At 73.5% G+C, this 24,175-nt stretch carries 19 protein-coding genes and 1 pseudogene; 10 read left to right on the top strand and 10 right to left on the bottom strand.

All coding sequences use genetic code 11. The features are described from left to right. Together ACFWA9_RS14505 and ACFWA9_RS14510 are read left to right on the top strand one after the other, a co-directional pair. On the top strand, positions 1–7,555 hold a 7,555-nt coding region (locus ACFWA9_RS14505; RefSeq protein ID WP_380386972.1), incomplete at its 5' end, for a DNRLRE domain-containing protein. A gap of 111 nt (positions 7,556–7,666) precedes the next feature. Beyond that, entirely contained in the window at positions 7,667–8,128 is a 462-nt protein-coding gene (locus ACFWA9_RS14510; RefSeq protein ID WP_352291557.1) for a hypothetical protein, read from the top strand. Positions 8,129–8,367: 239 nt separating this feature from the next. Here the strand turns inward: ACFWA9_RS14510 and ACFWA9_RS14515 are convergent, their stop codons facing one another. Then, positions 8,368–8,859 carry a heme-degrading domain-containing protein gene (locus tag ACFWA9_RS14515; RefSeq protein ID WP_352291555.1) on the bottom strand — a complete coding sequence of 164 codons (492 nt, stop codon included), beginning with the start codon at positions 8,857–8,859 and terminating at the stop codon, positions 8,368–8,370. Next, positions 8,856–9,950, bottom strand: coding sequence for a Gfo/Idh/MocA family oxidoreductase (locus tag ACFWA9_RS14520; RefSeq protein ID WP_380386977.1), 1,095 nt, complete (start codon positions 9,948–9,950; stop codon positions 8,856–8,858). Before ACFWA9_RS14520 ends, ACFWA9_RS14515 begins: the two co-directional genes overlap by 4 nt. 70 nt (positions 9,951–10,020) lie before the next feature. Here ACFWA9_RS14520 and ACFWA9_RS14525 point away from each other — a divergent pair, with 70 nt between their 5' ends. The 3 genes and pseudogenes from ACFWA9_RS14525 to ACFWA9_RS14535 all read left to right on the top strand — a co-directional run. Then, complete coding sequence (locus tag ACFWA9_RS14525) at positions 10,021–11,157, top strand: ROK family protein (RefSeq protein ID WP_380386980.1); 1,137 nt, start codon at positions 10,021–10,023, stop codon at positions 11,155–11,157. Positions 11,158–11,260: 103 nt separating this feature from the next. Beyond that, entirely contained in the window at positions 11,261–11,395 is a 135-nt protein-coding gene (locus tag ACFWA9_RS14530; protein ID WP_380387094.1) for a hypothetical protein, read from the top strand. A 70-nt stretch (positions 11,396–11,465) separates the two neighbouring features. After that, a pseudogene (locus tag ACFWA9_RS14535) lies at positions 11,466–11,627 on the top strand (RICIN domain-containing protein); the annotation flags it as partial. Between the two features lie 283 nt (positions 11,628–11,910). Here ACFWA9_RS14535 and ACFWA9_RS14540 read toward each other — a convergent pair. From ACFWA9_RS14540 to ACFWA9_RS14550, 3 genes are all read right to left on the bottom strand, one after another. After that, complete coding sequence (locus ACFWA9_RS14540) at positions 11,911–12,852, bottom strand: ADP-ribosylglycohydrolase family protein (protein WP_380386982.1); 942 nt, start codon at positions 12,850–12,852, stop codon at positions 11,911–11,913. Positions 12,853–13,091: 239 nt separating this feature from the next. Next, positions 13,092–13,622 carry an HAD domain-containing protein gene (locus tag ACFWA9_RS14545; RefSeq protein WP_380386984.1) on the bottom strand — a complete coding sequence of 177 codons (531 nt, stop codon included), beginning with the start codon at positions 13,620–13,622 and terminating at the stop codon, positions 13,092–13,094. Between the two features lie 164 nt (positions 13,623–13,786). Further along, on the bottom strand, positions 13,787–14,704 hold the full coding sequence (locus ACFWA9_RS14550; RefSeq protein ID WP_380386986.1) for an alpha/beta fold hydrolase: 918 nt from the start codon (positions 14,702–14,704) through the stop codon (positions 13,787–13,789). A gap of 78 nt (positions 14,705–14,782) precedes the next feature. Between ACFWA9_RS14550 and ACFWA9_RS14555 the strand changes: the two genes are divergently transcribed. From ACFWA9_RS14555 to ACFWA9_RS14565, 3 genes are all read left to right on the top strand, one after another. Beyond that, positions 14,783–15,505 (top strand): TetR/AcrR family transcriptional regulator, encoded by a 723-nt coding sequence (locus tag ACFWA9_RS14555; RefSeq protein WP_380386987.1) that lies wholly within the window; start codon positions 14,783–14,785, stop codon positions 15,503–15,505. 189 nt (positions 15,506–15,694) lie between these two features. After that, the gene (locus ACFWA9_RS14560) at positions 15,695–16,252 is read left to right on the top strand and encodes a hypothetical protein (RefSeq protein ID WP_380386990.1); all 558 of its coding nucleotides are present in this window, start codon (positions 15,695–15,697) and stop codon (positions 16,250–16,252) included. A 437-nt stretch (positions 16,253–16,689) separates the two neighbouring features. Beyond that, a complete protein-coding gene (locus ACFWA9_RS14565) occupies positions 16,690–17,112 on the top strand; it encodes a DUF5959 family protein (protein WP_380386993.1) in 423 nt (140 codons plus the stop codon). A 239-nt stretch (positions 17,113–17,351) separates the two neighbouring features. On the opposite strand, the gene ACFWA9_RS14570 is transcribed toward ACFWA9_RS14565, so the two are convergent. The 5 genes from ACFWA9_RS14570 to ACFWA9_RS14590 form a co-directional block, all read right to left on the bottom strand. Then, positions 17,352–18,638, bottom strand: coding sequence for an MFS transporter (locus ACFWA9_RS14570; protein WP_380386996.1), 1,287 nt, complete (start codon positions 18,636–18,638; stop codon positions 17,352–17,354). Next, a complete protein-coding gene (locus ACFWA9_RS14575) occupies positions 18,635–19,174 on the bottom strand; it encodes an ArsR/SmtB family transcription factor (protein WP_380386999.1) in 540 nt (179 codons plus the stop codon). Before ACFWA9_RS14575 ends, ACFWA9_RS14570 begins: the two co-directional genes overlap by 4 nt. A 570-nt stretch (positions 19,175–19,744) precedes the next feature. Beyond that, positions 19,745–20,287 (bottom strand): hypothetical protein, encoded by a 543-nt coding sequence (locus ACFWA9_RS14580; RefSeq protein ID WP_352291535.1) that lies wholly within the window; start codon positions 20,285–20,287, stop codon positions 19,745–19,747. A 167-nt stretch (positions 20,288–20,454) separates the two neighbouring features. Then, on the bottom strand, positions 20,455–21,051 hold the full coding sequence (locus tag ACFWA9_RS14585) for an NAD(P)-binding domain-containing protein (protein WP_352291533.1): 597 nt from the start codon (positions 21,049–21,051) through the stop codon (positions 20,455–20,457). A gap of 117 nt (positions 21,052–21,168) precedes the next feature. Further along, entirely contained in the window at positions 21,169–21,993 is an 825-nt protein-coding gene (locus ACFWA9_RS14590; protein WP_380387003.1) for a 3'(2'),5'-bisphosphate nucleotidase CysQ, read from the bottom strand. Between the two features lie 139 nt (positions 21,994–22,132). On the opposite strand from ACFWA9_RS14590, the gene ACFWA9_RS14595 reads away from it, so the two are divergent. Beyond that, complete coding sequence (locus ACFWA9_RS14595) at positions 22,133–23,038, top strand: LysR family transcriptional regulator (RefSeq protein WP_380387006.1); 906 nt, start codon at positions 22,133–22,135, stop codon at positions 23,036–23,038. Between the two features lie 123 nt (positions 23,039–23,161). Beyond that, positions 23,162–23,977, top strand: coding sequence for a class I SAM-dependent methyltransferase (locus tag ACFWA9_RS14600; protein WP_380387091.1), 816 nt, complete (start codon positions 23,162–23,164; stop codon positions 23,975–23,977). The last annotated feature ends 198 nt before the right edge of the window (positions 23,978–24,175 follow it).

Here is a 24,175-nt window from a genome sequence, read left to right on the forward strand (position 1 = left end):
CGCCCGGGCCGGCCGCGACGAGGCCCGGCCGCAGCTGCCCACCGCGCCCGGCCCCGGCTCCGCACCCGGCCCCGGCTCCGCCTTCGCCAAGCCCGCCGACTCGGCCCCCGCCGCTGCCGCCGCGCCCAACCCCGCCGCCGAGAAGCCCGCCGAGCGCGAGCTGGTCAAGATCGGCGCCGGCGAGCAGCAGGTGCAGCTCGGCTGGCTCGGCCGCCTGCCCAAGCCCAGGCTCGACGGCAGCCGGGCCACCTACGTCGACGCCCGCCCCGGAGTGGACCTCGTCCTGGAGGCCACCCGGACCGGCTTCGAGCAGTACCTGATCGTCAAGGACCGCTCGGCCGTCTCCCAGGCCGGCACCGTCGTGCTGCCGATCGACACCAGCGGCCTGGACGTCGACCGCAAGGACGACGGCTCGATCGAGCTGACCGAGCGTCCGTCCGGCAAGGTGCAGGCGAAGATCCCCGCTCCCGTGATGTGGGACGCGGCGGTCGACCCGCAGTCGCTGGAGCACAACCGCCGCGCGCCCGTCGCGATGGAGCTGCGCGGTGCCGGCGCGGAGGCCGAGCTGGTCTTCACCCCGGACGCCGGCTTCCTCGGCGACCCGGCGACCAGCTACCCGGTGACGATCGACCCGGCGCTCACCGTCGGCGCCTCCTTCGACACCTTCGTCCAGCAGGGCTGGACCACCGACCAGTCGTCCGCCACCGAGCTGAAGCTCGGCAACAACGGCAGCGGCCAGGTCGCCCGCTCCTTCCTGCACTTCCCCGAGGGTCCGTACCACGGCAAGCACATCCTCTCGGCGAAGCTGAACCTGTACAACACCCACTCGTGGTCCTGCGAGCCCTGGTCCTGGGAGGTCTGGGACACCGGCCTCGCCTCCACCGGCTCCCGGTGGACCAACCAGCCCAACTGGAACAAGCAGTGGGCGGTCAGCAACGCCACCAAGGGCAACGAGAACGCCGGCTGCGGCGACGCCTGGGTCGCCCAGGACGTCACCTCGCTGGTCACCGCCTGGTCCGACAACGGCTACACCAACAACGCCCTCGGCCTGCGCGCCTCCACCGAGACCAGCCCGTACTCGTGGAAGCGCTTCGACTCCTCCCAGGGCGGCCACCCGCCGTTCCTGTCGGTGACCTACAACACCGTCCCCGCGGCGCCGCCGGCGGTCGACGTGTTCCCGGCCCGCCAGGGCAACCCCCGCTTCACCTCCTCGGCCACCCCGACCTTCCAGGTCCTGGCCAGTGACCCGGACAGCGGCGGCAAGGTCGGCGCCGACTTCGACCTCTACCGCGCCGGCGTCCTCGTCAAGCGCGTCTACAAGGAGGTCCCGAACGGCAGCTACGCCCAGGTGAAGCCGGCCGACTTCGGCCTCGCCAAGCTCGACGAGGGCGTGCAGTACTCGATGGGCGCCCGGCTCTGGGACGGCACCGACAACTCGCCGTGGGCCCCGCAGGACGTGGTCGTCGTCGCCGACACCACCCGGCCGGGCGCGCCGTTCGTCACCTCCGCCGACTACCCCGCCGACGAGGTGTGGCACGGCACCGCCGGCCAGACCGGACGGTTCACCCTCACCCCGCCGGCCGGCACCGACGACGTGGTCGGCTACGTCTACACCCTGGACGGCAAGGCACCGGTGACGGTCGACGCGACCGGTGCGACCACCGCGTCGATCACCCCGCCCACCGACGGCACGCACACCCTCAAGGTGCAGACCAAGGACCGGGCGGACAACCTCTCCGACCCGGCCGTCCACACCTTCCGGGTCGGCCGGGCCGGCGTCAGCTCCCCGGTCGACGGCTCCGAGACCGCCAAGCGCGTCAAGCTCGCGGTCGACGCCCAGACCCAGTACACCCGGGTCACCTGGCAGTACCGCCGCGGCCCCGGCGCCACCGAGTACGACATCCCGGCGGCCCACCTCACCAAGGCCGACAACACCCCGACCGCCGGCACCCGGCCGCGGCTCGCCGAGCTCGGCGGCCACGCCAACTGGTCGGTGCTGGAGTCGCTGGGGCAGATCGGCGGCGTCGTACAGGTCCGCGCGCTGCTCTACACGGACAAGGACAGCGACCCGGCCTACCCGACGGCCTGGTCCACCTTCACCGCCGACGCCAACGCCGACGGCGCCACCGGCGTCGAGGTCGGCCCCGGCTCGGTCAACCTGCTCACCGGTGACTACTCGGTGGACGTCACCGACACCGACGAGTTCGGCATGACCACCACGCGTTCCTCCTCCTCCCGCGGCGCGACCCGCGGCTGGCAGGAACAGGGCGAGCGGCTGACCGCCAACCAGCAGCAGGTCTCCACCGACACCACCGGCTTCCTGGCCACCCCGGGCACCGCCCTGCGGGTCACCGACCGGGGCCAGGGCGGCTCGACCGACTCGCTGAAGGTCCTGCCGGACGCCAACCGCAGCGGTGACACCTACGCGCTGCTCGGCGGCTCGGGCGGCCTCCAACTGGGCATGAAGCCCGGCCACACCTACCGGGTCAAGGCCTGGGTGTACGTGCCTTCCTCGACCGGGCTGACCGCGGGCCTCGACGACCGCGGCATGCGGATCGTGGCCGTCCACGGCAAGGCCGGCGCGCTGACCACGACCGTCTCCCGCAAGGCGCCGTACACCGACGCCTGGGCCGAGCTGACCACCGACGTCACGCTTGCCGCGGACGCCACCGAGGCGCAGATCCGGCTCTACAACGGGCACTCGGACAACGCCGACAAGCCGGTCTACTTCGACGGCATGTCGGTGCGCGAGCTGGTCGCGCCGTTCGGCCCGCAGTGGGCCGGCGGGGCGCACGGCGAGTCCGCCGACTACGTGTCGCTGGCCTTCCCGAGCGCGGACGCCGCCGTCCTCAAGGGCGTCGACGACACCTCGCTCACCTTCGCGCGGGCGCAGGACGGCACGCTCTTCCCCGAACCGGGCGCCGAGCACCTCGTCCTGAAGGCGACCGGCGACACCTACACGCTGTCCGAACTGGACGGTTCCGCCACGGTGTTCGCCCGCCAGGCCGGCTCGGACGTGTACAGCGTCCAGTCCTCCACCGGGCCGGACGCCGGGTCCACCGCCCGCTACGTCTACGACTCCACCGACCGGCGCTCGCTCGTCAAGCGGGTGATCGCCCCGGTCGAGCCCGGTGTCGACGACGCGAACGGCTGCACCGTCGACCCGTTGCCGCGCGGCTGCGAGGTCACCGACTACGACTACGCGTCCGCCACCACCGCGACGGCCTCGGCCCCGGGCGACTTCACCGACCGGATCCGGTCCGTGAAGGTCTGGTCCTGGAACCCGGTGACCGCCAAGCAGGAAGCGGTCGAGGTCGCGCACTACGTCTACGACGAGCGCGGCCGCCTGGCCCAGGTCTGGGACCCGCGCCTGGCCCAGCCGCTGAAGACCGCCTACGACTACGACGACGCGGGGCGGGTCACCCGGATCACCCCCGCGGGCGAGCTGCCGTGGAACCTCGACTACGGCAGGGCCGCCGCGGACCAGGACCCGGGACGCCTGCTGAAGGTCCGTCGCGCGGCCCTAGCCAGGGGCAGCAAGGACCAGGTCAGCGGTGAGACCGCGAGCAAGGTCGTCTACGACGTGCCGCTGACGCGCGCCACGGGCGGTCCGTACGACCTCGGCGGCCCGGACGTGGCCGCCTGGGCCCAGACCGACGCGCCGACCGACGCCACCGCCGTCTACGGCCCCGAGGACGACCCGGGCACCGGCACCGCCACCGCGGCCAGGCCCGGACCGGACGGCTACCGGCCGGCCGTCGTCCACTACCTGAACGCCTCCGGCAACGAGGTCAACACGGCGACGCCGTCGACCACCCCCGGCGGCGACATCGACACCACCGAGTACGACCGCTACGGCCACGCCGTCCGCACCCTGGAGGCCACCAACCGCGCCATCGCGCTCGGCACCCACCCGGACACCGAACGCCTCGCGGCCGAACTGAACCTGCCCGCCGACTCCGCGTCCCGGGCCCGTCTGCTGGACTCCCGGACCCTCTACACGCCGGACGGCCTCGACGTCACCGAGACGCTCGGACCGGTCTACCGCGCCTCGCTCGCCGAGCAGGTCGACGGCCAGACCGTACCCGTCACCGTCACGGCCGAGGGCGAGAGCCTGGTCCAGCTGGGCGCCACCGACCCGGTGCGCGTCCAGACCCTGGCCACCTGCTGCGCCGGGGCCGGCTGGTCCGGCGGCGGCCAGGTGTTCCTCGCCGCCGACGCGGTCGGGGACAACGCCTCCTTCCGGATCTCGGTCCCCGAGGAGGGCACGTACCAGCTCGGCGCGCTGCTCACCAAGGCGGCCGACTACGGCATCGTCCAGCTGTCGATCGACGGCCAGAACGTCGGTGCCCCCTTCGACGGCTACAGCGCGGCGGTCACCACCACCCCGTTCGCCGCCGGTCCGACCGGCCGGCTCGCCCGCGGCGACCACGAGCTGCGGCTCACCGTCACCGGGAAGAACCCGGCGGCCGTCGCGCCCTCCTACCAGGCGGGTCTGGACCGGGTCACCCTGACCAAGACCACGCTCAACCCCACGCTCGCCGCCGGCACGCCGGTCGTGGCGCGGGACCACAACACCAACACCTACGACGAGGGCAAGCCCGACGGCAAGGCCTACCACCTGGTCACCACCAGCACCGACGGCGCCCGGATCGACGGGTACGCCGACGACGTCGAGCTGCGGGTCACCAGGACGGGCTACGACGCCCCGATCGGCGGCACCGCCGGCTGGACGCTGAAGGCGGCCACCTCGGTGACCACCGACGCGCTCGGCGCCAAGCTGACGGCGACCATCCGGTACGACGCCGCCGGCCGCGCCGTGGAGTCGCGCAAGCCGGGTTCGACGGGCGGCGACGCCGGGACGGTCAGGTCGGTGTTCTACACCGCCGGTGCCAACCCGGAGGACCCCGCCTGCGCCAACCGCCCCGAGTGGGCGGGCAGCCCGTGCGCCACGCTGCCCGGCGGCGCGGTCACCGATGCCGACGGCACCCGGATGCCGACCACGCTGCCCGTCAAGCGGGTCACCCGGTACTCGCCGTTCGGCGAGCCCGAGGAGACCACCGAGACCAACGCGGGCAAGTCGCGCAGGACGGTCGTCGGTTACGACGGCGCCGACCGGATCACCTCGACCGAGATCACCTCGGACGAGGGCGTGGCGATGCCGAAGGTCACCACCGAGTACGACCCGGCCACGGGTGACGCGGTGCGGACCACGGCCGACGGCAAGTCGCTGACCCGGGTCATGGACCAGCTGGGCCGGCTGGTCTCCTACACGGACGCCGACGGCGGCACCACCACCACGGAGTTCGACGCCTTCGGCAAGCCGGTGAAGGTCGCCGACCCGACCGGGTCCACCACCTACACCTACGACCGCGCGAAGGAGCCGCGCGGCCTGGTCACCTCGGTCAACGACAGCACGGCCGGCGAGTTCACCGCCGCCTACGGTCCGGACGGCCAGCTGGTCGAGCAGACCTACCCCGGCGGGATCGTCCGCAGGGACACCTTCAACGCGGTCGGCGAGGCCACCGGCCGCACCTACACCCGCTCCTCCGACAACGCCGTGGTCTGGGCCCAGACCAGCGACGTCTCCACCCAGGGCCAGGTGGCCAGGGACACCAGCTCCACCGCCACCCGCACCTACCGCTACGACCGGCTCGGCCGACTGGTGAAGGCCCAGCAGTCGACCACCACGACCGGCTGCGTGACCCGGCAGTACGCCTTCGACGCCCACTCCAACCGGCTGTCGAAGACCACCCTGCCCTCGGCCCTCGACGGCACCTGCGGCACGACCGGGGCCACCGTCGAGAACCACGGCTACGACTCCGCCGACCGGCTCACCGACCCCGGCTTCGGGTACGACGCCTTCGGGCGGACGGTGCGGACCGCGACCGGCGCGACCAACACCTACTGGGCCAACGACAAGGTCGCCGCCCAGGAGAAGGGGGACACCAGGCAGCAGTGGGCCCAGGACGCCGCCCACCGCCTCACCGCGTTCACCACGGCCAAGAAGCAGACCGACGGCTCGTGGGCCAACGCCACGTCGAAGCTCAACCACTACGGCGACGACTCCGACGAGGTCCGCTGGGTCGTCGAGGACACCACCCAGGGCACCGTGACCCGCAACGTCTCGGGCCCGGACACCGACCTGGTGGCCACCACGAGCCGGACCGGCGACGTCCAGCTCCAGCTGACCGACCTGTTCGGCTCCGTCGTGCTGACGACCGACCCGGCGCTCACCAAGCCGGTCGTGCTGGACTTCGACGAGTTCGGCATCCCGCAGGACGGCCAGGCCGCCGCGCGGTACGGCTGGCTGGGCGGCAAGCAGCGCTCCGCCGAGGCCCAGGACGGCGACATCCTCATGGGTGCCCGCCTCTACAGCCCGGCGCTCGGCCGCTTCCTCCAGGTCGACCCGGAGCCCGGCGGCAACGCCGGCGCGTACGACTACTGCACCGGCGACCCGGTCAACTGCACGGACCTCGACGGCCACTGGGGCATGCCCAAGTGGCTGAAGAAGACCGTGCACGTGGTGGCCAAGGTCGCCGAGGTCGCGTCGTACATCCCGGGCCCGATCGGCTCCGCCGCGGCCGCCGTCTCCGCCGTCTCGTACGCGGCGACCGGCAACTGGCGCAAGGCCGCCGAGATGAGCATCACCGCGGCGGCCGGCCTGGTCGGCGGCAACACGGCGGTCCGGGCCGGCTTCGCGGCCGCCCGCTACTCGCGGGGCGCGGCGCGCGTGCGGCGCGTCTCCTCCCGGGTCCGCTCGGTGTTCCGGCGGACCGGCTGCAACTCCTTCGACCCGGGCACCCCGGTGCTGATGGGCGACGGCGGGCAGCTGCCGATCGGTGAGGTCCAGGTCGGCGACCTGGTGCTCTCCACCGACCCGGCGACCGGTCAGACCCGGCCGGAGCCGGTGCTGTCGGTGATCTACGGGTACGGCACCAAGCACCTGGTCGACATCGAGACCGCGACGGCGGATCCGGCGACGGTGACGGCGAGCGCGACCGGGGACCCGGACACCGCGGCCGCGCTGCGGGTCACCGCCGAGCACCCGGTCTGGGTGAGCGGCAAGGGCTGGACCGACGCCGCGCAGGTGCGGGTCGGCGACTCCCTGGTGACGCCGGCCGGCACCCCGGTCCCGGTCACCCGGGTCACCGACCGGGGCGAGATCGCCGACCAGCTGGTCGTCAACCTCACCATCGGCGACCAGCACACCTACAGCGTGCGGGTCGGCGACGACTGGGTCGTCGCGCACAACAAGAACGCGTGCCACATCGACCTGCCGCACATCCTCGGCGGGCACGGCGCGAAGTCCCGCGTGGCGGGCAAGAGCCGGTTCCGCTCGCGCAACGTCCGCGAGGTCAAGTACCTGATCCACACCACGATCAAGAAGGGCAAGAGCCGGGCCAACACCGGTGGCCGCGACGGCCGGATCTACGAGCACGACTTCGGCCGGATCATCGGCCGGGACGGCAACGGCCGGCACACCACGCGGCTGCGCGTCGTCGTGAAGCAGCACAAGGGACGGAGGACGGCCAGGACGGCGCACCCGTACTGACCGGGGTCGCACCGACCGAACGGTCCCGACCGTGAGACCCGGATCGCCGGGGGCTGGAGCATCAGCCCCCGGCGATCCGCCGTCCCGCCCACCTGCGAGAATGCGAGCATCATGATCGAACTGTCCTTCTCCGCCGCCGACACCGGCGGCGCCGACCGCGGACCCCGCGGCACCATGGACTTCGCCGCGGCGGACCTCTACGACCTCACCTGCGAGGCGTTTTGGGGCCCCTACACGTTCCGGGTCGAGGGCGCCGACTTCAGCGGCACCGGGCCCGTCCTGGACCTCGCGCTCGGCCTGTTCACCGCGGCCGGGGAGCTGGCGGGCGCCGGGCGCGCCCGCTACTCGGCCGCCGGGGGCGCCGGCGAGTACCGCTTCGAACGCCGGGGCGGCAAGGAGACCGTCCGGATCCACCGGGAGCGGGACGGCAAGGGCAGCGCGGAGTACGCCGAGTTCGAGGCCGCCACCCGGGCCTTCCTCGGCGAGGTGGTGCGCGGCCTCTGCGACCGCTTCCCCGACCTGCGCCGCAACCCCGAGATCCGCCGCCTCCGGGAGGCCGCCGCCGGCGGGTGACGGGACGCCGGCGGGTGACGGGACGTCGGCCGGGCGCCTTACGGGCCGTGGTGCCGCGACGATCGCCGGAAACCGCCACCGGCACGCCGGGTCCTCCCCGCGCGGCACCACGATCAACGGCCTCAGGCCTGGGACTCGGTCGCCGGGTGAGCAGGCCGGCGGGGGCCGGATCCCCTCCAGGTCCAGGCAGGCCCCCGCCGCCCGCCGCCTCGCCGGGGCGGTAGGCGTCCGGAGGCGGGTCAGACGGTTTCGAGGCGCCGGTCCAGGTGCCGTTCGAGGGCGGTGACGACCAGGCGGTGGTCCTCGGCCTGGGGGAGGCCGGAGACGGCCACCGTGCCGACCACCCCGACGCCCTGCACGTGGATCGGGAACGCGCCGCCGTGGGCGGCGTAGGTGTCGGGGTCGAGCCGGGAGTCCTCCTCGAAGGTCCGACCCTTGGCCGCGAAGCGCAGGCCGACCAGGTAGGAGGAGCAGCCGTAGCGGTCCACCGTGCGGGCCTTGCGCAGGATCCAGGCGTCGTTGTCGGCCGAACTGCCCGGCAGCGCGTAGTGGAAGAGCTGCTGGCCGTTGCGCCGGATGTCCACCACCACGGGCGCCTCCTCGGCGCGCGCCAGGCCGACCAGCAGGGTGCCGAGCAACCAGGCGTCGTCGTTGTCGAAGCGCGGCAGGCGCAGCCGGCGCTCCTCGTCCTCGACCCGCTGGATCAGGGCGGTGGCCTCGTCGGGGGTCATCGGGCGACCCTCTCGGTCAGGGTGACGGTGCGGCCCTCGGCGGCCGAGCGGCGGGCGGCCTCCAGGACGGTCAGCGCCGCGACGGCGTCGCGCGGGTCGACCGGCGCGGGCGCGCCCTCGCGCAGCGAGCGGACCACCCCGGCGTAGAAGGCGGGGTAGTCGCCGGGGAGCGAGGGGTACCCGGCGGCGCCGTCGGTGGTGCCGAGCAGGCCGTACCCCGAGGCGGGCACCTCACCCCAGCCCGGGCCCGGGCGCTGTCCGGCGCGCAGCGCGTCCTCCTGCGGGTCCATGCCGTCCACGGTGTACGCGGAGCGGTCGCCCAGGACGCGCAGGCGCGGTCCGGGCCGGCCGGCCAGCGCGCTCATCCACAGGTGGGAGCGGACCCCGCCGGCGTGGGTCAGCGCCACGAAGGCGTCGTCGTCCACGGCGGCGCCGGCGCGGCGGACGTCCACCTCGGCGTACACCTGGACGGCCGGGCCGAAGAGGGTGAGCGCCTGGTCGATCAGGTGGCTGCCCAGGTCGTAGAGGATGCCGCCGGCGTCGACCGGGTCGGCGGACTCGCGCCAGCCCTCCTTCAGCTCCGGCCGCCAGCGCTCGAAGCGGGACTCGTAGCGGTGCACGGTGCCGAGCGCGCCGGTGTCGACCAGCTGCCGGACGGTGCGGAAGTCGGTGTCCCAGCGGCGGTTCTGGAAGACGGTGAGCAGCAGGCCGCGGGCCTCGGCGAGCTCGACCAGGCCGGCCGCCTCGGCCGCGGTGGCGGCGAGCGGCTTGTCCACCACGACGGGCAGCCCGGCCTCCAGGGCGGCCCGGGCGAGCGGCACGTGGCTGCGGTTGGGGGAGGCGACGACCAGCAGGTCGAGGGCGCCGGGAGCGGCCAGCAGCTGCTCGGCGCTGTCCACGACGCGGGCCTGCGGGTGGTCCTGGCGCAGCTGCTCGCGCCGCTCGGGCGCGGACGTGACCACGGCGTCCAGGCGGAGCCCGGGCGTGGCGGCGATCAGCGGGGCGTGGAAGGCCGCTCCGGCCAGGCCGTAGCCGACCAGTCCGACGCGGAGGGCGGGGTGCCCGGGACCGGGGGTGCTCTCGAAGGTCATGCGAACCAGTTAAACAACGGTGTTTCCTAAGTGCAAGCCCCGCCCGCCCGGCCCCAGGCAGAATGAGCCCATGACGACGCCGCCCCCCGGCCCGGCCGGCCACCACCGACCGGCCGGCACCAACCTGGCCGGACTGCGCGACCACAACGCCGCCCTGGTCCTCGGCCTGCTCCGGGCCGCCCCGCAGGGCGGCAGCCGCGTCGAACTCGCCGCCCGGACCGGCCTCACCCCGCAGGCCATCGGCAAGATCACCGCCCGGCTGCTCGCCGAAGGCATGATCGTCGAAGCCGGCCAGGCGGCCTCCACCGGCGGCAAGCCCCGCACCATGCTCCGGCTGCGCGCCGAAGCCGCCTGCGCCGTCGGCGTCCACCTGGAGCGCGACGAGCTCACCGTCCTGCTGGTCGACCTCGCGGGCCGCCACCACCACGTCCGCACCGAACCCGTCGAGCGCGGCCTCACCCCCGCCGACGCCGTCCGCCTGGTCACCGCGCGGATCCACCGGGCCGCCGCCGACCTGCCGCCGGGCGCCCGCCTGCTCGGGGCCGGCATCGGCTGCCGCGGACCGCTCGACCACGCCGCCGGCGTCCTGCACTGGTTCACCCCGCTCGACGCCCGGGACTCCCCGGGCTGGGACCGCTACCCGCTGCGCGACGAACTCGCCGCCCGGCTGGACGGCCTGCCCGTCGTCGTCGACAAGGACACCAACACCGCCGCCCTGGCCGAGGCCCCGACCACCCCGCGACCCGGTGGCGGCCTCGCCTACGTCCACCTCTCCGCCGGCCTCGGCGCGGGCCTGCTCCTCGACGGGACCCTGCACCGCGGCACCCGCACCAACGCCGGCGAGTTCGGCCACCAGACCGTTCAGCTCGACGGACCGCCCTGCGACTGCGGCAACCGCGGCTGCCTGGAGGTGCTCTGCCTCGCCGAGCTGCGCCGCGGCGACCACGCCGCCGCGGCGCGACTGCTCGGCGTGGGCGTCGCCAACCTCGTCCGGCTGCTCGACATCGACCGGGTGGTGCTCGGCGGGCGGGCCGTGCTGTCCGCCCCCGACGTCTACCTCGCCGGTGTCACCGCACAGCTCGAGTCCCGGATCCCGGACCCCGACTGGCAGCCCGTCCCGGTCTCCGTCAGCACCGCCGGCCGCCTGGCCGTCGCCGTTGGCGCCGCCGAACTCGTCCTCGGCCCCCTCTTCGGCCGCCGCACCTGACGGCAGGGTTCCGCGGCAGGAGGGATCGGGCAGGCGCCGGCGGTGAACACACCGACCTCACCTCCAGCCGGAGTTCGAGAACCTCACGTCGCCCGGCCAGTGGATGTACGAGACCGACCCCGCGTTCGACCCCGCCGGTGCCGTGCCGCCTTGGGGAATCAAGGGCGGCTGGGAGGTCGACCAGCGAGGCGACCTCGTCCGCTGGATGCCCGACCCCAACTACCGGCCCTCCCCCTGAACCCTCGGCATGTACCAGCCCGAGAACGCCGCCGAAACCGCGCTGCAGCACCGCGACCTCGCAGCAGTGGAAGACCCGGAAGGCCACCGGCACCACGTCGGTGAAGCTGGTCGCACGGCACAGCGGCAAGTGCCTCGACGTGACCAACCAGTCGACGGCGGACGGTACTTCGCTGGAGCAGTGGACCTGCAACACCGGTGACAACCAGCAGTGGCAGCGCACCACCGCCTGACCGCCTGCCCTGGTCGGCGCCGTCCGCAGGACACACCGTGGCCGGCGGACGCGACAACGCGATCCCGCGGGCCGCAACGTCCTCCTGGTTCGGCGGCGCCGCCGCCCGGAAGCCGGATGGTCCTGGTGCGCGAAGGCTCCAGGGCCGTCCGGACGGCGTTGCCCCGGGGGTGTGGCGGTGCCGACGTTCGACGGGTTCGGCGGTATCCGGGTGCCAGTCGTCCTCCGGCGCTCCTGAGCCCGGTCCCGGCGATCGCCGGGACCGGGCCCGAACCCACGCAGGGTCAGGCCCGTTCCTCCGACTCCGACTCCGCCTCGGCGACCCAGGCGGGCAGCGGCTCGCGGCAGGCCAGCCAGGCCTGCGGCACGTCCGCCAGGCCGGTGCGGGCGGCGACGACGCCACCGGTGATGGCGCAGGTGGTGTCCACGTCGCCCAGGCCCTCCGCCGTGGTCCAGAGGGCGTCGGCCAGACTGTCCAGGTGATGCGCGGCGGACCACAGGGCGAACGGGACGGTGTCGCTCGCCCGGACCCGCTGCCCGTTGCCGAGCAGGTCGGCAGCGCGCCAGGGCTCGGTGACGGCGGGCAACCCGGCGGCCCGGCGCAGCCCGTCGCGGACGGCGCCGGCCGGGGTGCGGTCCGCGACCTCGGCCAGCAGGTCAGCGCCGGCGGGCGCCGTCCCGGAGCGGCCGCGCGCGGCGAGGGCCGCTCCCAGGGCCACGGCCACCGCGCCGGCCACGCCCTCCGGATGCGCGTGGGTGACCTCGGCGGACAGCGCCGCCTGCTCGGCCGCCTCGTCCAGGTCGGCGCAGAACCAGGCGCCCAGCGGAGCCACCCGCATCGCCGCGCCGTTGCCGAGGCTGCCCTGGCCGTCGAACAGCGCCCGTGCGGCGGTACGCCAACTCGCCGGGTCCGCGCCGAGTTCGGGCAGCAGCACGTGCATGCCGTACCCGTACCCGCGCCCCTGGTCGGCCCGGTAGGTGGCCGCGAAGGCCTGGGCGAGCCGCTCCTGGTGGACCGCGTCGAAGGCGGTCAGGATCCCGTAGACCGACAGCGCCATCGCGGTGTCGTCGGTCCAGTGCCAGGGCCCCTCCTCCGGGGTGCGCCGGGCCCGGATCTGTTCGAACGCCTCCTCGGGCGAGCGGAAGAGGGGGAACCAGCGCTCCCCGAATCCGTCCCCCAGAGCCAAACCTTCCAATGAGTCGCGAGCAGCGGAGATGGTCGTCATCCCGGCATCCTGACAGCCTCCTCGGTCCTGCCGCAGCCGGTTTCCGACCGGCGGCACCGCCGGCCGGTGCCTGCCGGGCCCAACCCGTCGCCGTCGCCGACGCGGTCCCGGCAGCACCGCGGCCTCGCCGCCTCGCCGCCTCGCCGCCTCGTGCCGACTTGACGGCCCAGTGGCCGAGCGACGCCCTGTCCCGTCCACGAGGGCCCGGACAGCACCGGCCGCCCGGCCGGGGGTCTGCCTCAGGCCTGGCGCAGCCAGTGGTCGAGCACGGCGTAGTCGGCGTCGGTCAGGCCCCGACGGGGGTCGACGCGATGGAGAAGGGCCCGACCGCCGTGGTGCGCCGACATCCAGACCCGATCGATGTCCGTGATCTCGTCGTCGACCCAGGCGAAGGGGCGACCGGCCGACCAGTCGAGCAGGGCGCGGGTCTTCCAGTGCAGGCCGTCCCGCTCGTCCTGCTCGTCCTGGTCGGTCGGCTCGGGCCAGGTCACCACCGGCAGTTCCGGCAGGCCGATCAGCGGTGCGACGTACTCGTTCGCCTCGGCCATCCAGGTCGTGGCCCACACCAGTTCGCACGGCAGCGCCGCCAAGCGGCGCCCGTGCGCGGGATCGATCCTGGCCAGGAGCGGATTCGCGTCGGCCCCCCGCAGTCCGGCAGCCGTCCGAAACGTCGGATAACCGTCCGGAAGCTCCTGCGCGGTGGCCCCGAACGGGATCAGCGGTCCGTCGACATCCAGGAAGAGCAGCGGACGCTGTGCAGAACTGGTCATCGCTGCACGGTAGCCCTGTGGCGCAGCGACCCGGTGGTCAGTCCGGGGCGCCGCCGGCGGTGTCGCGGGCGGCGCCCCGGCGCAGGTGCTCGTCGAAGACGCGGCGGGCCGACCGTTCGAGGCCTTCGCGGTGGCCGATGGCCGGACCTTCGTCGAAGCTCCCCTCAGCTGCGCGCCGCCAGGTCGGCCAGGGCGCGGATCTCGCCGACGATGGTGTGCCAGACCGGTTCGGGCAGTTCGTGACCGACCTCCAGCAGCAGCAGCTTGCGAGCGTTCGGGATCCGGGAGGCGATCGCCGTCGCGGCGGCGGGCTTGATCAAGGGGTCGTCCGCGCCGTGCAGGACCAGTGTCGGCCGCTGGATGCGGCTGATCGGGCCGCCGTGCCACTGGGCGCCGATCTGGCGGCTCTGCGCCTGCTGGTCGTGGACGCCCGCGTCGGCGGTGCGCTCGGCGGCTTCCCTCGCGGCGTGCTCGTCGAAGGGGCGGGCCGGCGAAGCGAGCAGCCGGGAGACCTCGACACTGGCGGCGATCGCGCCCTCCCGGGTAGCGGGGAACTTCAGCTTGGCGAACTTCGCGAGGGTGCCCATCCGGATGAACCGCATGGTCCTCAGGCCCGCGACATCGCCGGGAACCGCGGACATTGTCGTCACGGTCCGCACCCGGTCCGGGTGCCGCAGGGCCACGCGCTGGGCGATGGCGCCGCCGAGGGAGACGCCCAGCAGATGCGCGGATTCCCAGCCCAGCGCGTCCATGACGGCGATCGCGTCGTCCGCCATGTCCTCGGCCGTATAGGCCTCGCCGCGCTTGCGGAACAGCGCGGAGACGGGGTTCCTGGTGGCGGCGGGCGGCAGGTGGGTCGATTCGCCGCCGTCGCGCTGGTCGTAGCGGGCGACGGCGAAGCCCGCGTCGGCGAGCAGGTGGCACAGGCCGTCCGGGATCCAGAGCCGGTTGACGCCGAGACCGGTCATCAGCAGCAGCGGCTCCCCGCCGGTCCCCTCGGTGAGCCGGTCGTACGCGAGCTTGACCGGCCCGTTCTCGGCGAAGCGGACCGGGGTCCACGGGTGCGCGGTGGACTCGGACATGGCGGCCTCCCAATAAAGTGCGATCGATGTTCGCAATTTTAGTATAGGGGGCGCTCACAGGCAGCAGCACGACAACGGATGAGAGCAGGTGCACGAGTGGCCCAGGAGCCCGTCATCGTCTGGACCCGGCCGGGGCGCGGCACACGCGGGCCCGCCGCCGTGCACACCCGTGCGGAGTTGGCCGAGGTTGCCGTCCGGCTGGCGGACCGCGGCGGCCTCGCGGCCGTGTCCATGCGCCAGGTCGGCGCGGAACTGGGCACCGGCCAGGCGTCGCTGTACCGCTACCTCGGCTCCCGCGACGACCTCCTCGACCTGATGACGGACGCGGTCGCGGGCGAGATCGACCTGAACGTCCCGCTGACCGGGGATCCGGCCGAGGACCTGGTCGCCCTCGCGGTCCGGGCCAAGGACGCGCGGCTGCGGCACCCCTGGCTCCTCGACGTCCCCCCGGAGCCACTCCGGATCGGCCCGAACGGGATGGACTTCCTGGAGTACGCGCTCCGGGCGCTCGCCCCCGCCGGGCTGCCCGGCCGGACCAGTATGGAGATCGTCGCCCTGCTGAACGCCCTGACCGAGCAGTTCTCCCGCGCCGAGTTGCAGACCGACCGCGGACTCACAAGCCGCCAGGGGGCGCAGGCCGCGTACATCGGCGAGACGGCGGCCCGCGGCGGGCACCCGCACGTCGCAGCGGCCCTGGCTCAGCAGTCGGAAGCGGACCCGGCGGAGGACGGGCAACCGCGGTTCGAGCGCATCATGCGGCGGGCACTCACCGGCCTCATCACGCAGGCGGCCGACTCCTGAGCTTGTCCTACCTTTCCGCCCAGAGACCCCGTCGGGCAGTCAGGAGCCCATGAGGCCACGGCGTTCGAGCGCACGGGCCGCTTGCGGAGCCGTCGCCGCGCCTGCCCCGCGCTTCCGAACGTTCGGCGACGCCACCGATCGGTCCCGGCGTAGGCTCTCCGATGATCACAGCAGTCACGAGAGGTGGACATGGGCCAGAAGATCATTCGGTTCTCGGACCTGACCGGCAAGCACGTCGAGAACGACGGCGACCTGGTGCGCGTCGTGGTGCGCCAGCACCCCGACCTGGAGGGCGGGCCGGTCGAGATCGAGGCGCTGGCTGAAGAGCTGGCCCCAGTGGAAGAGCTGGCGCTCGACCTGGTGACGATCGAGCTGCACTTCCCGGACGCCGAGGAGCCGGAGACGGTGGTCCTGGAGGCCGAAGCGTTCAACCGGCTTGCCTCGGCCGCTCCGATGGCCGACGTGCTGCGCGGCGCCAAGCGGGTGGCCCGGACCGTCCCGAGCCAGGCCGCGGTGCCGACGGGCGCCAAGGAGCGGGTCAACTACGCCAGCCTGGCGCACGCCGGTAGGCCGCACAAGGGCCGCACCACCGACGCCGAGAAGCAGCTCGTCCAGCAGCACCTGGACGAGGTCAACGCGCGGCTGGTCGCCGAGGGCACCCGGACGATCGACCTGAGCAACGCCGAGCACGTGGCACGGTACGGCCTGGAGGCGCTGGCCCACGAGCGCGGCACAACGCTCGGCTGACCGGGGACCAACCCGCCGCCGGGGCCGGCACAACGCCGGGTCTGTATCCGGTCCTGCTCGACCCCGTGGTGACCGGGCTCGGCCGCCGACGCAGCTCGCGCCCGCCGCGTCGGCGGCCAGGTCCGGACCGCTGGTCGGGCCGGCCCCCGCGGCTGTGGGGGTCGCGCAGTGCGACGCCGCGTCGTCGGCCCGGCCGGGCAGCGCGCTCGGTCCGCGGGCGCGAGCGCCTCGCGAGTTCTGGGGCCACCCGGCCCGAGGGGCTTGTCGGCGGGGCGGACGGCTGGGCGGATCACCGTCGAGAGCGGTTGCCGGTGGCTTGGGAGAGCATCGGGCGATCAGATGCCTGCCGGTGGCGTGTTGGCAGGCGAGAGCGACTTCGGGTGTGTCGGTGCCGTCCGGAATGATGCCCTTGTTCGAGATCGAGTGAGAGGGCCGCAATGGGCGACGACGAACTGGACGATCTGATCCACCTTGCCGACCCGCCGGGGACGAGTGGTCATGTCGTCGCGTTGCGGGTGCTGAAGCGATCGGATCCGGGGGGTGAGCTCCTGGACTGTGAGTTCGTCGTGTCGACGGAGACCGTCACCGGCAGGTTCCCGGTGGGAGTCTCCTCCTTCGACCTGGACCGCTGGGAGGAGGCGCTCATCAGTCTCGCCGGGCACCGGTTCGTCTCGTGGCTGAACTCCGGCCGAACGGTCGAGCTGAGGATCAAGCCGCTCAGTCCCAGCGCGATCGGGGTGTCGATCAGCGACGCCCCGTCCTCGCAGGTGACGGTCAGCCTGCCAATGTCCCCTCCGGCCGGCTGGATCGCGGACCACCAAGCGCGTCTGGTGAAGGCCCGACAGGTCCTCGCGGGCTGACTGGCTCCTGGCCGGCCGTCAGCGGGCGGCGCGGCCTGCTGTTCGGCTCGGGTCCTGATGGCGGCCAGGCGGAAGGAATCTACGTCACCCTCGTACCGGGACCCGACCGGACGCTCACCCTCACCCTGTCCATCCGCGACGACGGCGTCGAGTACACCCCGGTCTCCACCCGGCCCACGGCTCAAGGCGGGCAGCAGCGCCGTCGTGCGCCCGACTGGCTCGACGGCCTCCGCGGGGTCCTACACGGCGCCCTCGTGAACGAGCTGCCGGGATCCCGGGTGGGCCGGATCGTCGGCCGGGGCGGCGGCGCGCAGTGCCGCCTCGACCTGGCGGTCGCTGGTCATGGTCGCGGTCACGGCGGTCATGGTGAGGAGGAGACCGGCGGCGGTGTAGAGCGGGGTCCGTACGTCGTAGGTGGTGGCCAGCCAGCCGCCGAGGAAGGCGCCGAACGGGGCGGCGCACATGGAGAGCATGCGGGAGGTCGAGGCGACCCGGCCCATCAGGTGGGCGGGGACGATCGTCTGCCGGAGGGAGGGGGCCAGCACCATCGTGGCGCCCATGCCCGCACCGCAGACGGCGAGCGCGAGGCCGGCGACATACGGGTTCGGGGCGGCGGCGAGGACCAGGACGGCAAGCCCTTCGAGGGCGGCCGTGCAGGTCAGCGCGGTGCCGGTGCCGAGCCGTCGGCCGAGGAAGGAGGCGATGCCCGCGCCGAGCAGACCGCCGGTGGCCTCCGCGGTGAGGAGCAGGCCGAAGCCGAAGGCACCGATGCCGAGGCGGTCGTGCGCGAAGAGGGCGAGCACGGTCTCCACGGCGAGGAAGGCGATGTTCCCGACCGCCGGACGCAGCGCGAGCCCAAGCAGCAGCTGGTTCCGGAAGACGTACGAGGCGCCGTCCCGTGCCTGCCGCAGCAGCGACTCCCGGGCCTGCGGCACGGGGCGCGGCGCGGCGGGCAGCGAGCGTACGAGCAGGGCGGACAACGCGAACGACACCGCGTCGGCGAGCAGCGGAACCGCCCGTCCGAGTGCGAGCAGGGCGCTTCCCGCGGGCGGTCCCGCGAAGCCGGACGCGGCGGTCTGGGCGCCGCGCAGGCGGGAGTTGGCGCGCTCCAGGAGTGCGGGGTCGCGGCCGAGCAGGTCCGGCAGATAGGCGGTGGCGGCCGTGTCGAAGAAGAGTCCGCCGAGGCCGAGCAGGAAGGCGACCGCCGCGAGCAGGGGAACGCTGAGCAGGTCGAGCGCGGCCGCTGCCGCCGGTATCGTCAGGAGCACCGCACGCGCGGCGTCCGTCACCCACATCGTGCGCCGACGGTCCCAGCGGTCCACCAGCGCACCGCCGAGCACCCCGAACAGCAGCCACGGCAGCGTTCCGGCGGCAGTGACGACGGCGAGCGCCATCGGATCCCGCGTCAGCGTCAACGCGAGCAGCGGCAGCGCGGCATGCGTCACGCCGTCACCGAGCGAGGACACCGTCTGCGCGGTCCACAGTCGCCCGAACCCCGCCGGCAACTTCCGAAGGTCTGAGGTCACTTGGCGTCTCCTTCGGCCTGCACGCGGGTTGCCGGGTGGAACAGCGCGAAGACGAGCGACGCGTCCGGCAGCGACGGATCGGACAGCTCCCGGTACTCGTCCGCCAGCGCTTGCAGCCGCGCCCCCAGCTCCGCGAACTGCTCGTCGGTGAGCCGAAGGTGCGCCATCCGCACGTGCCGCTCGCCGTCCGCCGGCGCCGCCTCCAGGTCCGCCACCGCATGCCGCATCAGCAGGTCCGGCCCTCCCTCGCCCGGATCCGGCAGCACGATCGACCGCGCGGCCATGGCGTAGTACCGCTCGGTGACCCCCCGGACCTTCCGCGTCCGTACCACCTTCACCAGGCCGGCCCGCTCCAGCAGCCGCACGTGGTAGCTGGAGCTCCCCTTCGCGAGGCCCACCCGGTCGGCGATCTGCGTGATCGTCGCGGGCTCGAAGCGGAGCACGGCCATGATGCGGTGGCGCGTGAGGTTGGAGACGGCGCGTAGCTGCTCGTCAGTGGTGACGTGGAACGTCTCGGGAAGATCATCGGTAGGCATGGGTCTAATGGTCAACGTTTCTTGACCATTGGTCAAGGGGCTTCGTCCGTGCGTCCGGGATCGGCTGTTCAGCACGTGGGGCCTTCGCTCCCGCCCTCCCCTCGCCGCCGCGGCGCTCGGACTCCTTCGGCCCCGTCGCGGGCGCTCAACCAGCCCTCGCCGTCGACGACCGTCGGCCCCAGATCGAAAGTCCTCCGTGGCCTTCACGTGCACCTTCAACAACCTGGGTGGTTCAACGAACCCCCGATCATCCCCTTCTGTCACAACTCCGGGTTGCGGGGAGGGAACTTGACCTCAAGACGTTCGGACTCCAGGTCACCGATCCGCCGATGCGGAACGAGATCCGCGTCGGACACGCGCGCGTGTCCTCACCGGCAGACAGAAGCTCGACCGCCGGCTCGATGCCCTCACCGATGCCAGGCCGCCGGACGACGAGACCTTGCCGGACAGCGCGGTGGCCTTCCTTGCACGTGTGTCAGCCCTGGCCGGCAGTCGTGCGGACCGGCATATCGACCTGGGCTGCTGGTACTTCGCGCCCTGACCAGGCTGCCGAGCGGTCGCCGCGGGGCCTCAGGCCAGGGCGGTGACCAGTCGCGCCGCAGCCATGACGACCAGGAGGGCCGCGCCAGCCAGCAGGCACTGCGTCGCACGCTGCATCCTTCTCGCCCTGAGCTGGTGAACGCTGATGCAGCGCCACAGCTCCAGAACCGCGGAGTCGGCCGCCGCCTCGACGCCCTGAGCGGAGAAGCCGGACCGGAACTCCTCCGGAGAACCGAACGCACCCACGGTGTCGCCGTAGCCGAAGGCGATCGGAACCGGGAAGCCGGTCGGCCGCGACATTCCCGGGAGCCGACGGAACCCGGTGAGCACCGAAGCGGCCAGCGCCGCCGAACCCGCGCTCACCACCAGCGCGAGGAGGGCGGCAGCCCCGATCACCGGCGACACGTCCGACGACGTCGCTCCGGAAGCGAACACCACACCCGTGATCACGAGCGCGTCCGCGCTCAGGAGCGTGCCGGCCCGATTCACCAGACCGAGACGCAGTCCGTCCGCCCGCACGAGGTGCCACTGGGCGAGCTGCAGTCTCTCCTCGGCGCGTAACTCCTCGCTCACCGCTCTCCCCCGTCCCCCGTACCGCACCGCGCGGACATCCCCGCCGTGCAACAGACGCTTCCCGCAACACCGCGAGCCCAACCCACCGAACGGGTTGGCGGCACCGCACCGGGACACGGTGCGATGCGGTGCGGTGCGGTGTGCTCGGGCGGTGCGCTGTGCTCGGGTCAGCGGGCTATCGAGATCGCGAAGGGCGAGAAGCCGTTGGAGCGGATCACGTGCGGTACGAACAGGATCGCGGCCTCCGTGGCGCGGGCGGTCCGGATGCCGCCGAGATCGGTGATCCACTCGTCGTGCCAGCCCAGGTCGTTGAGCAGTTCGCGGACGGTCTGCTTGGCTTGCGGGTCCTCGCCGGAGAGGAAGGCGTCGGGTGCCCGGGTGAGCATGGCCGGTGCGGTCATCACCGGGAAGAGCATGGTGTTGAGGGTCTTGACGACGTGCGTTTCGGGGAGCGCTTCCTGGAGTTGCTCGGCGAGGCTCGACCCGGGGTGGAGCAGTTCGCCCGGCAGTCCGTCCGGTCCGTCCGCGGTGGCGTTGGAGACATCGACGAGGATCTTGCCCCGGAGTTCCTCGCGCAGGGCGGTGAGCCGCTCCAGCGAGCCGTCGCCCGGGGTGGCGTTGATGACGATCCGGGCCGTGCGGGCCGCGTCGGCGGCGGCGCCCGGCGTGCGGTCCGCCGCCGTCACCTCGTGTCCGGCCCGGGTGAGGGCGGTGGCCAGGTTGCCGCCGACGCGGCCGTTGCCGAGAACTGCGATCGTGGTCATGGTGAGGGGGTCCTTCCGTTCGTACGGGATCGTTGTGGTCGAGGTGCGGGTGGTCGTGGCGCGAGTGGTCGAGGTGCGGTCGATCGTGGTGCGGGTGGTCGAGGTGCGGGGGCGCGCTCAGCGCGAGAGCGTGGTGACGGCCTGGGCGTGGACGCCGGGCGCGGCGGCCAGGAAGCTCTCGCTCAGCGGGGTCCAGGGGCGGCCCTGGGCGTCGGAGATCCGGCCGCCGGCCTCGGTGACGAGCAGCGCCCCGGGCAGCAGGTCCGCCCGGGCGCCGGCGAACTGCCAGAAGGCGTCGATCCGGCCGGCGGCCACGTTCACCAGGTGCAGGGTCGCGGGCACGGCGGTGCGGACGACCAGCGCGTCGAAGAGCATCGCGGTGATGGAGGAGCCGACGCGCCGCACGACCTCCTCGTTCTCGTCCGGCCGGGCCTGGCTGGTGGCCACGATGCCCAGGCCGAGGTCCGCGGTCGGGGAGACGTGCAGCGGCCGGCCGTCGAGGTGCGCGCCCGCGCCGGCGAGCGCGGTGTAGGTCTCGCCGGTCAACGGCAGGTGGACCACGGTGAGCACCGGCCGGTTCTCGCGTACCAGGGTGGCGGTCACCGCCCAATCCGGCAGGGCGTGCAGGTGGTTGACGTTGCCCTCGGCCGGGTCGACGACCCACCACTCGCCGGGCGGCAGCGCCCCGCCGTCCAGCTCGTCCTCCACCCACCCGGCCTCCGGGCGCAGCTGCGTGAGGCGGGGGCGCAGGATGTCGAGGGCCGTGTCGTCGTTGGCGGCGAGCGCGTGCATCAGCTCCTCGCGGGTCCGGTAGTGGACCACGGCACCGAAGCGTGCGAGCAGCGCGGAGCCGGCCTCGCGCACGGCGATCGCGACCTGGGCGAGCAGGTCGGCGTCGGAGGCGGCGACGGCGGTGGTGGTGTTCTGAAGCATCGCGGACATGGCGGAACTTCCTTTCCCAGCGGGGGTGATGAGGGCCGGTCGGGCCGAGCGGTCCGTTGCGTCCCGCGCTCACATCTCGAAGGTAGACAGCCCAGCCATTAACCACAACTGCATGTCAAGCACGGCTAGGATTACTCCCATGCAACTGGATCTGAATCTGCTCGCCGCGCTCGACGCGCTGCTGGAGGAGGGCAGCGTGGCCGGGGCGGCCGCGCGCCTGCACGTCACCGCCCCCGCGATGAGCCGGAGTCTGGGCCGGATCCGCCGTACGACCGGGGACCAGATCCTCGTTCGCACCGGCCGCACGATGACCCCGACGCCGTACGCGATCGCCGTCCGGGAACAGGTGCACGAGCTGTTGCACCAGGTCCAGGGGGTGCTGGCGCCGAGCCGTGAACTCGACCTGACGACACTGGAGCGCACCTTCACCCTCCGCTGGCACGACTCCCTGGTCGCCGCGAGCGGCCCCGCCCTGCTCGCCGCCGTCCGCGCGCAGGCACCGGGCGTGCGCCTGCGCTTCCTCGCCGAATCGAGCGGCGACACCCCCGGGCTGCGACGCGGCGAGGTCGATCTGGAGGCGAACGCCAACCGCCCGGCCGCACCGGACATCCGTGCCGAGAACCTGGGCGCGACCCCCCTCGTCATCATCGTGCGGCACGGACACCCCCTCACCCGCGTCGAAGCCGTCACCGCGCAGCACTACGCCGCCGCCGAACACATCACCGTCTCGCGACGCGGAAACCTCGCCAACGCCCTCGACGACGCCCTCGCCCGGCTCGGCCTCAGCCGCCGCGTCGTGGCGAGCGCGCCGACGGAAGCGGCCGCGCTGGAGTTCGCCCGCGGCTCCGACGTCCTGGTCAGCGTCCCGGAAGCCACCACACGCACCGCGGTCGCCGACCTCGGCCTGGTCGCCCTACCCCTGCCCCTCGAACTGCCGTCGGCACCGGTCTACCTGTCGTGGCATCAGCGCCACGACAGCGACCACGCGCACGCCTGGCTGCGCGGGCTGGCACGGACCGCGCTGGCCGCCTGCGCCGCGCCGTAGCCGGCACGGTCCAGGCCGCTCCACCCGCATGAGCTACCTGGTTCCCTTCACCCGACCCCTTGGAGCCAGGTCATCTAGGCTGGCGCGGTGACTGATGAGCGGGAGCGGGCGCAGCCGTCGGGAGTGTGGGCCACGGCGGTGGGGGTGGCCAGGGTGCGAGCGCTGGAGACCGCGCGGGAGAACGCGCTGTTCCGCGACCCACTGGCCCGGGCCTTCGCCGCCGCCGGCGGCCTGTGGCCCCCCTCGCCGCCGCTGCCCGACGACGAGGCCGCGCGGCGCCGCCGGCTGGCTGTGTCGTACTCCATCGTCATCAGGACGAAGTTCCTCGACGACCTGCTGCGGCAGGCCTGCGCGTCCGGGATCCGGCAGGTCGTGCTGCTCGGTGCCGGCCTGGACAGCCGGGCCTTCCGTATGGACTGGCTCGAGGGCACCCGGCTGTTCGAGGTCGACACCGCCGCGCCACTGGACTTCAAGGCTTCGGTGCTGCGCCAGGAGCGGGCCGTCGCACGCTGCGATCGGATCACCGTCGCGGTGGATCTGCGCGAGGACTGGCCGGGCGCGCTGGCCGCCGCAGGGCACGATCCGGCCGCGCCGACGGTGTGGATCGCCGAAGGACTGCTGATCTACCTGCCCGAGGGCGCGGTGGAGCTGTTGCTGGCCCGGATCGGCGCACGGTCGGCGGCGGGCAGCCGGATGGGGCTGACCTTGGGTTCGCGTGGCGTGATCGAGCGCTTCGGCGCGGACGCCGCGCCGGGGTCGGCGGCCGCCCTGTGGGTCTCGGAGATGCCCGACGACCCGGTGCGCTGGCTGGCCGGGCACGGCTGGGAGGCCGACTGCCACACGCTTCGCGAGTGCGGTACCGCCTACGGCCGCCCGATCAGCACCCCGCCGCGGCGCGAGGAACGACCCGGCGGACTGATCTCGGCGGTCCGCCGGTAGGGCGCCGCCGGGTCTTTCACCGCGGCTGAACCGCCGCGGAATCGCTGCCGGTTCGGTGCCGAATCGCGGCCGATCGCGGCTGCCGTCGAACGAGTGCTTCGGCCTGCCGGGCGACAGGTCCGGCGGATACCGATGTGGCGCGCATCCGGTGGGGGTGTCACCGGATGCGCGCCGCTCACGTCCTGATGCGTCAACGCT

It is taken from the genome of Kitasatospora sp. NPDC059973 (genome assembly GCF_042737525.1).
In the GTDB taxonomy this organism is placed as follows: domain Bacteria; phylum Actinomycetota; class Actinomycetes; order Streptomycetales; family Streptomycetaceae; genus Kitasatospora.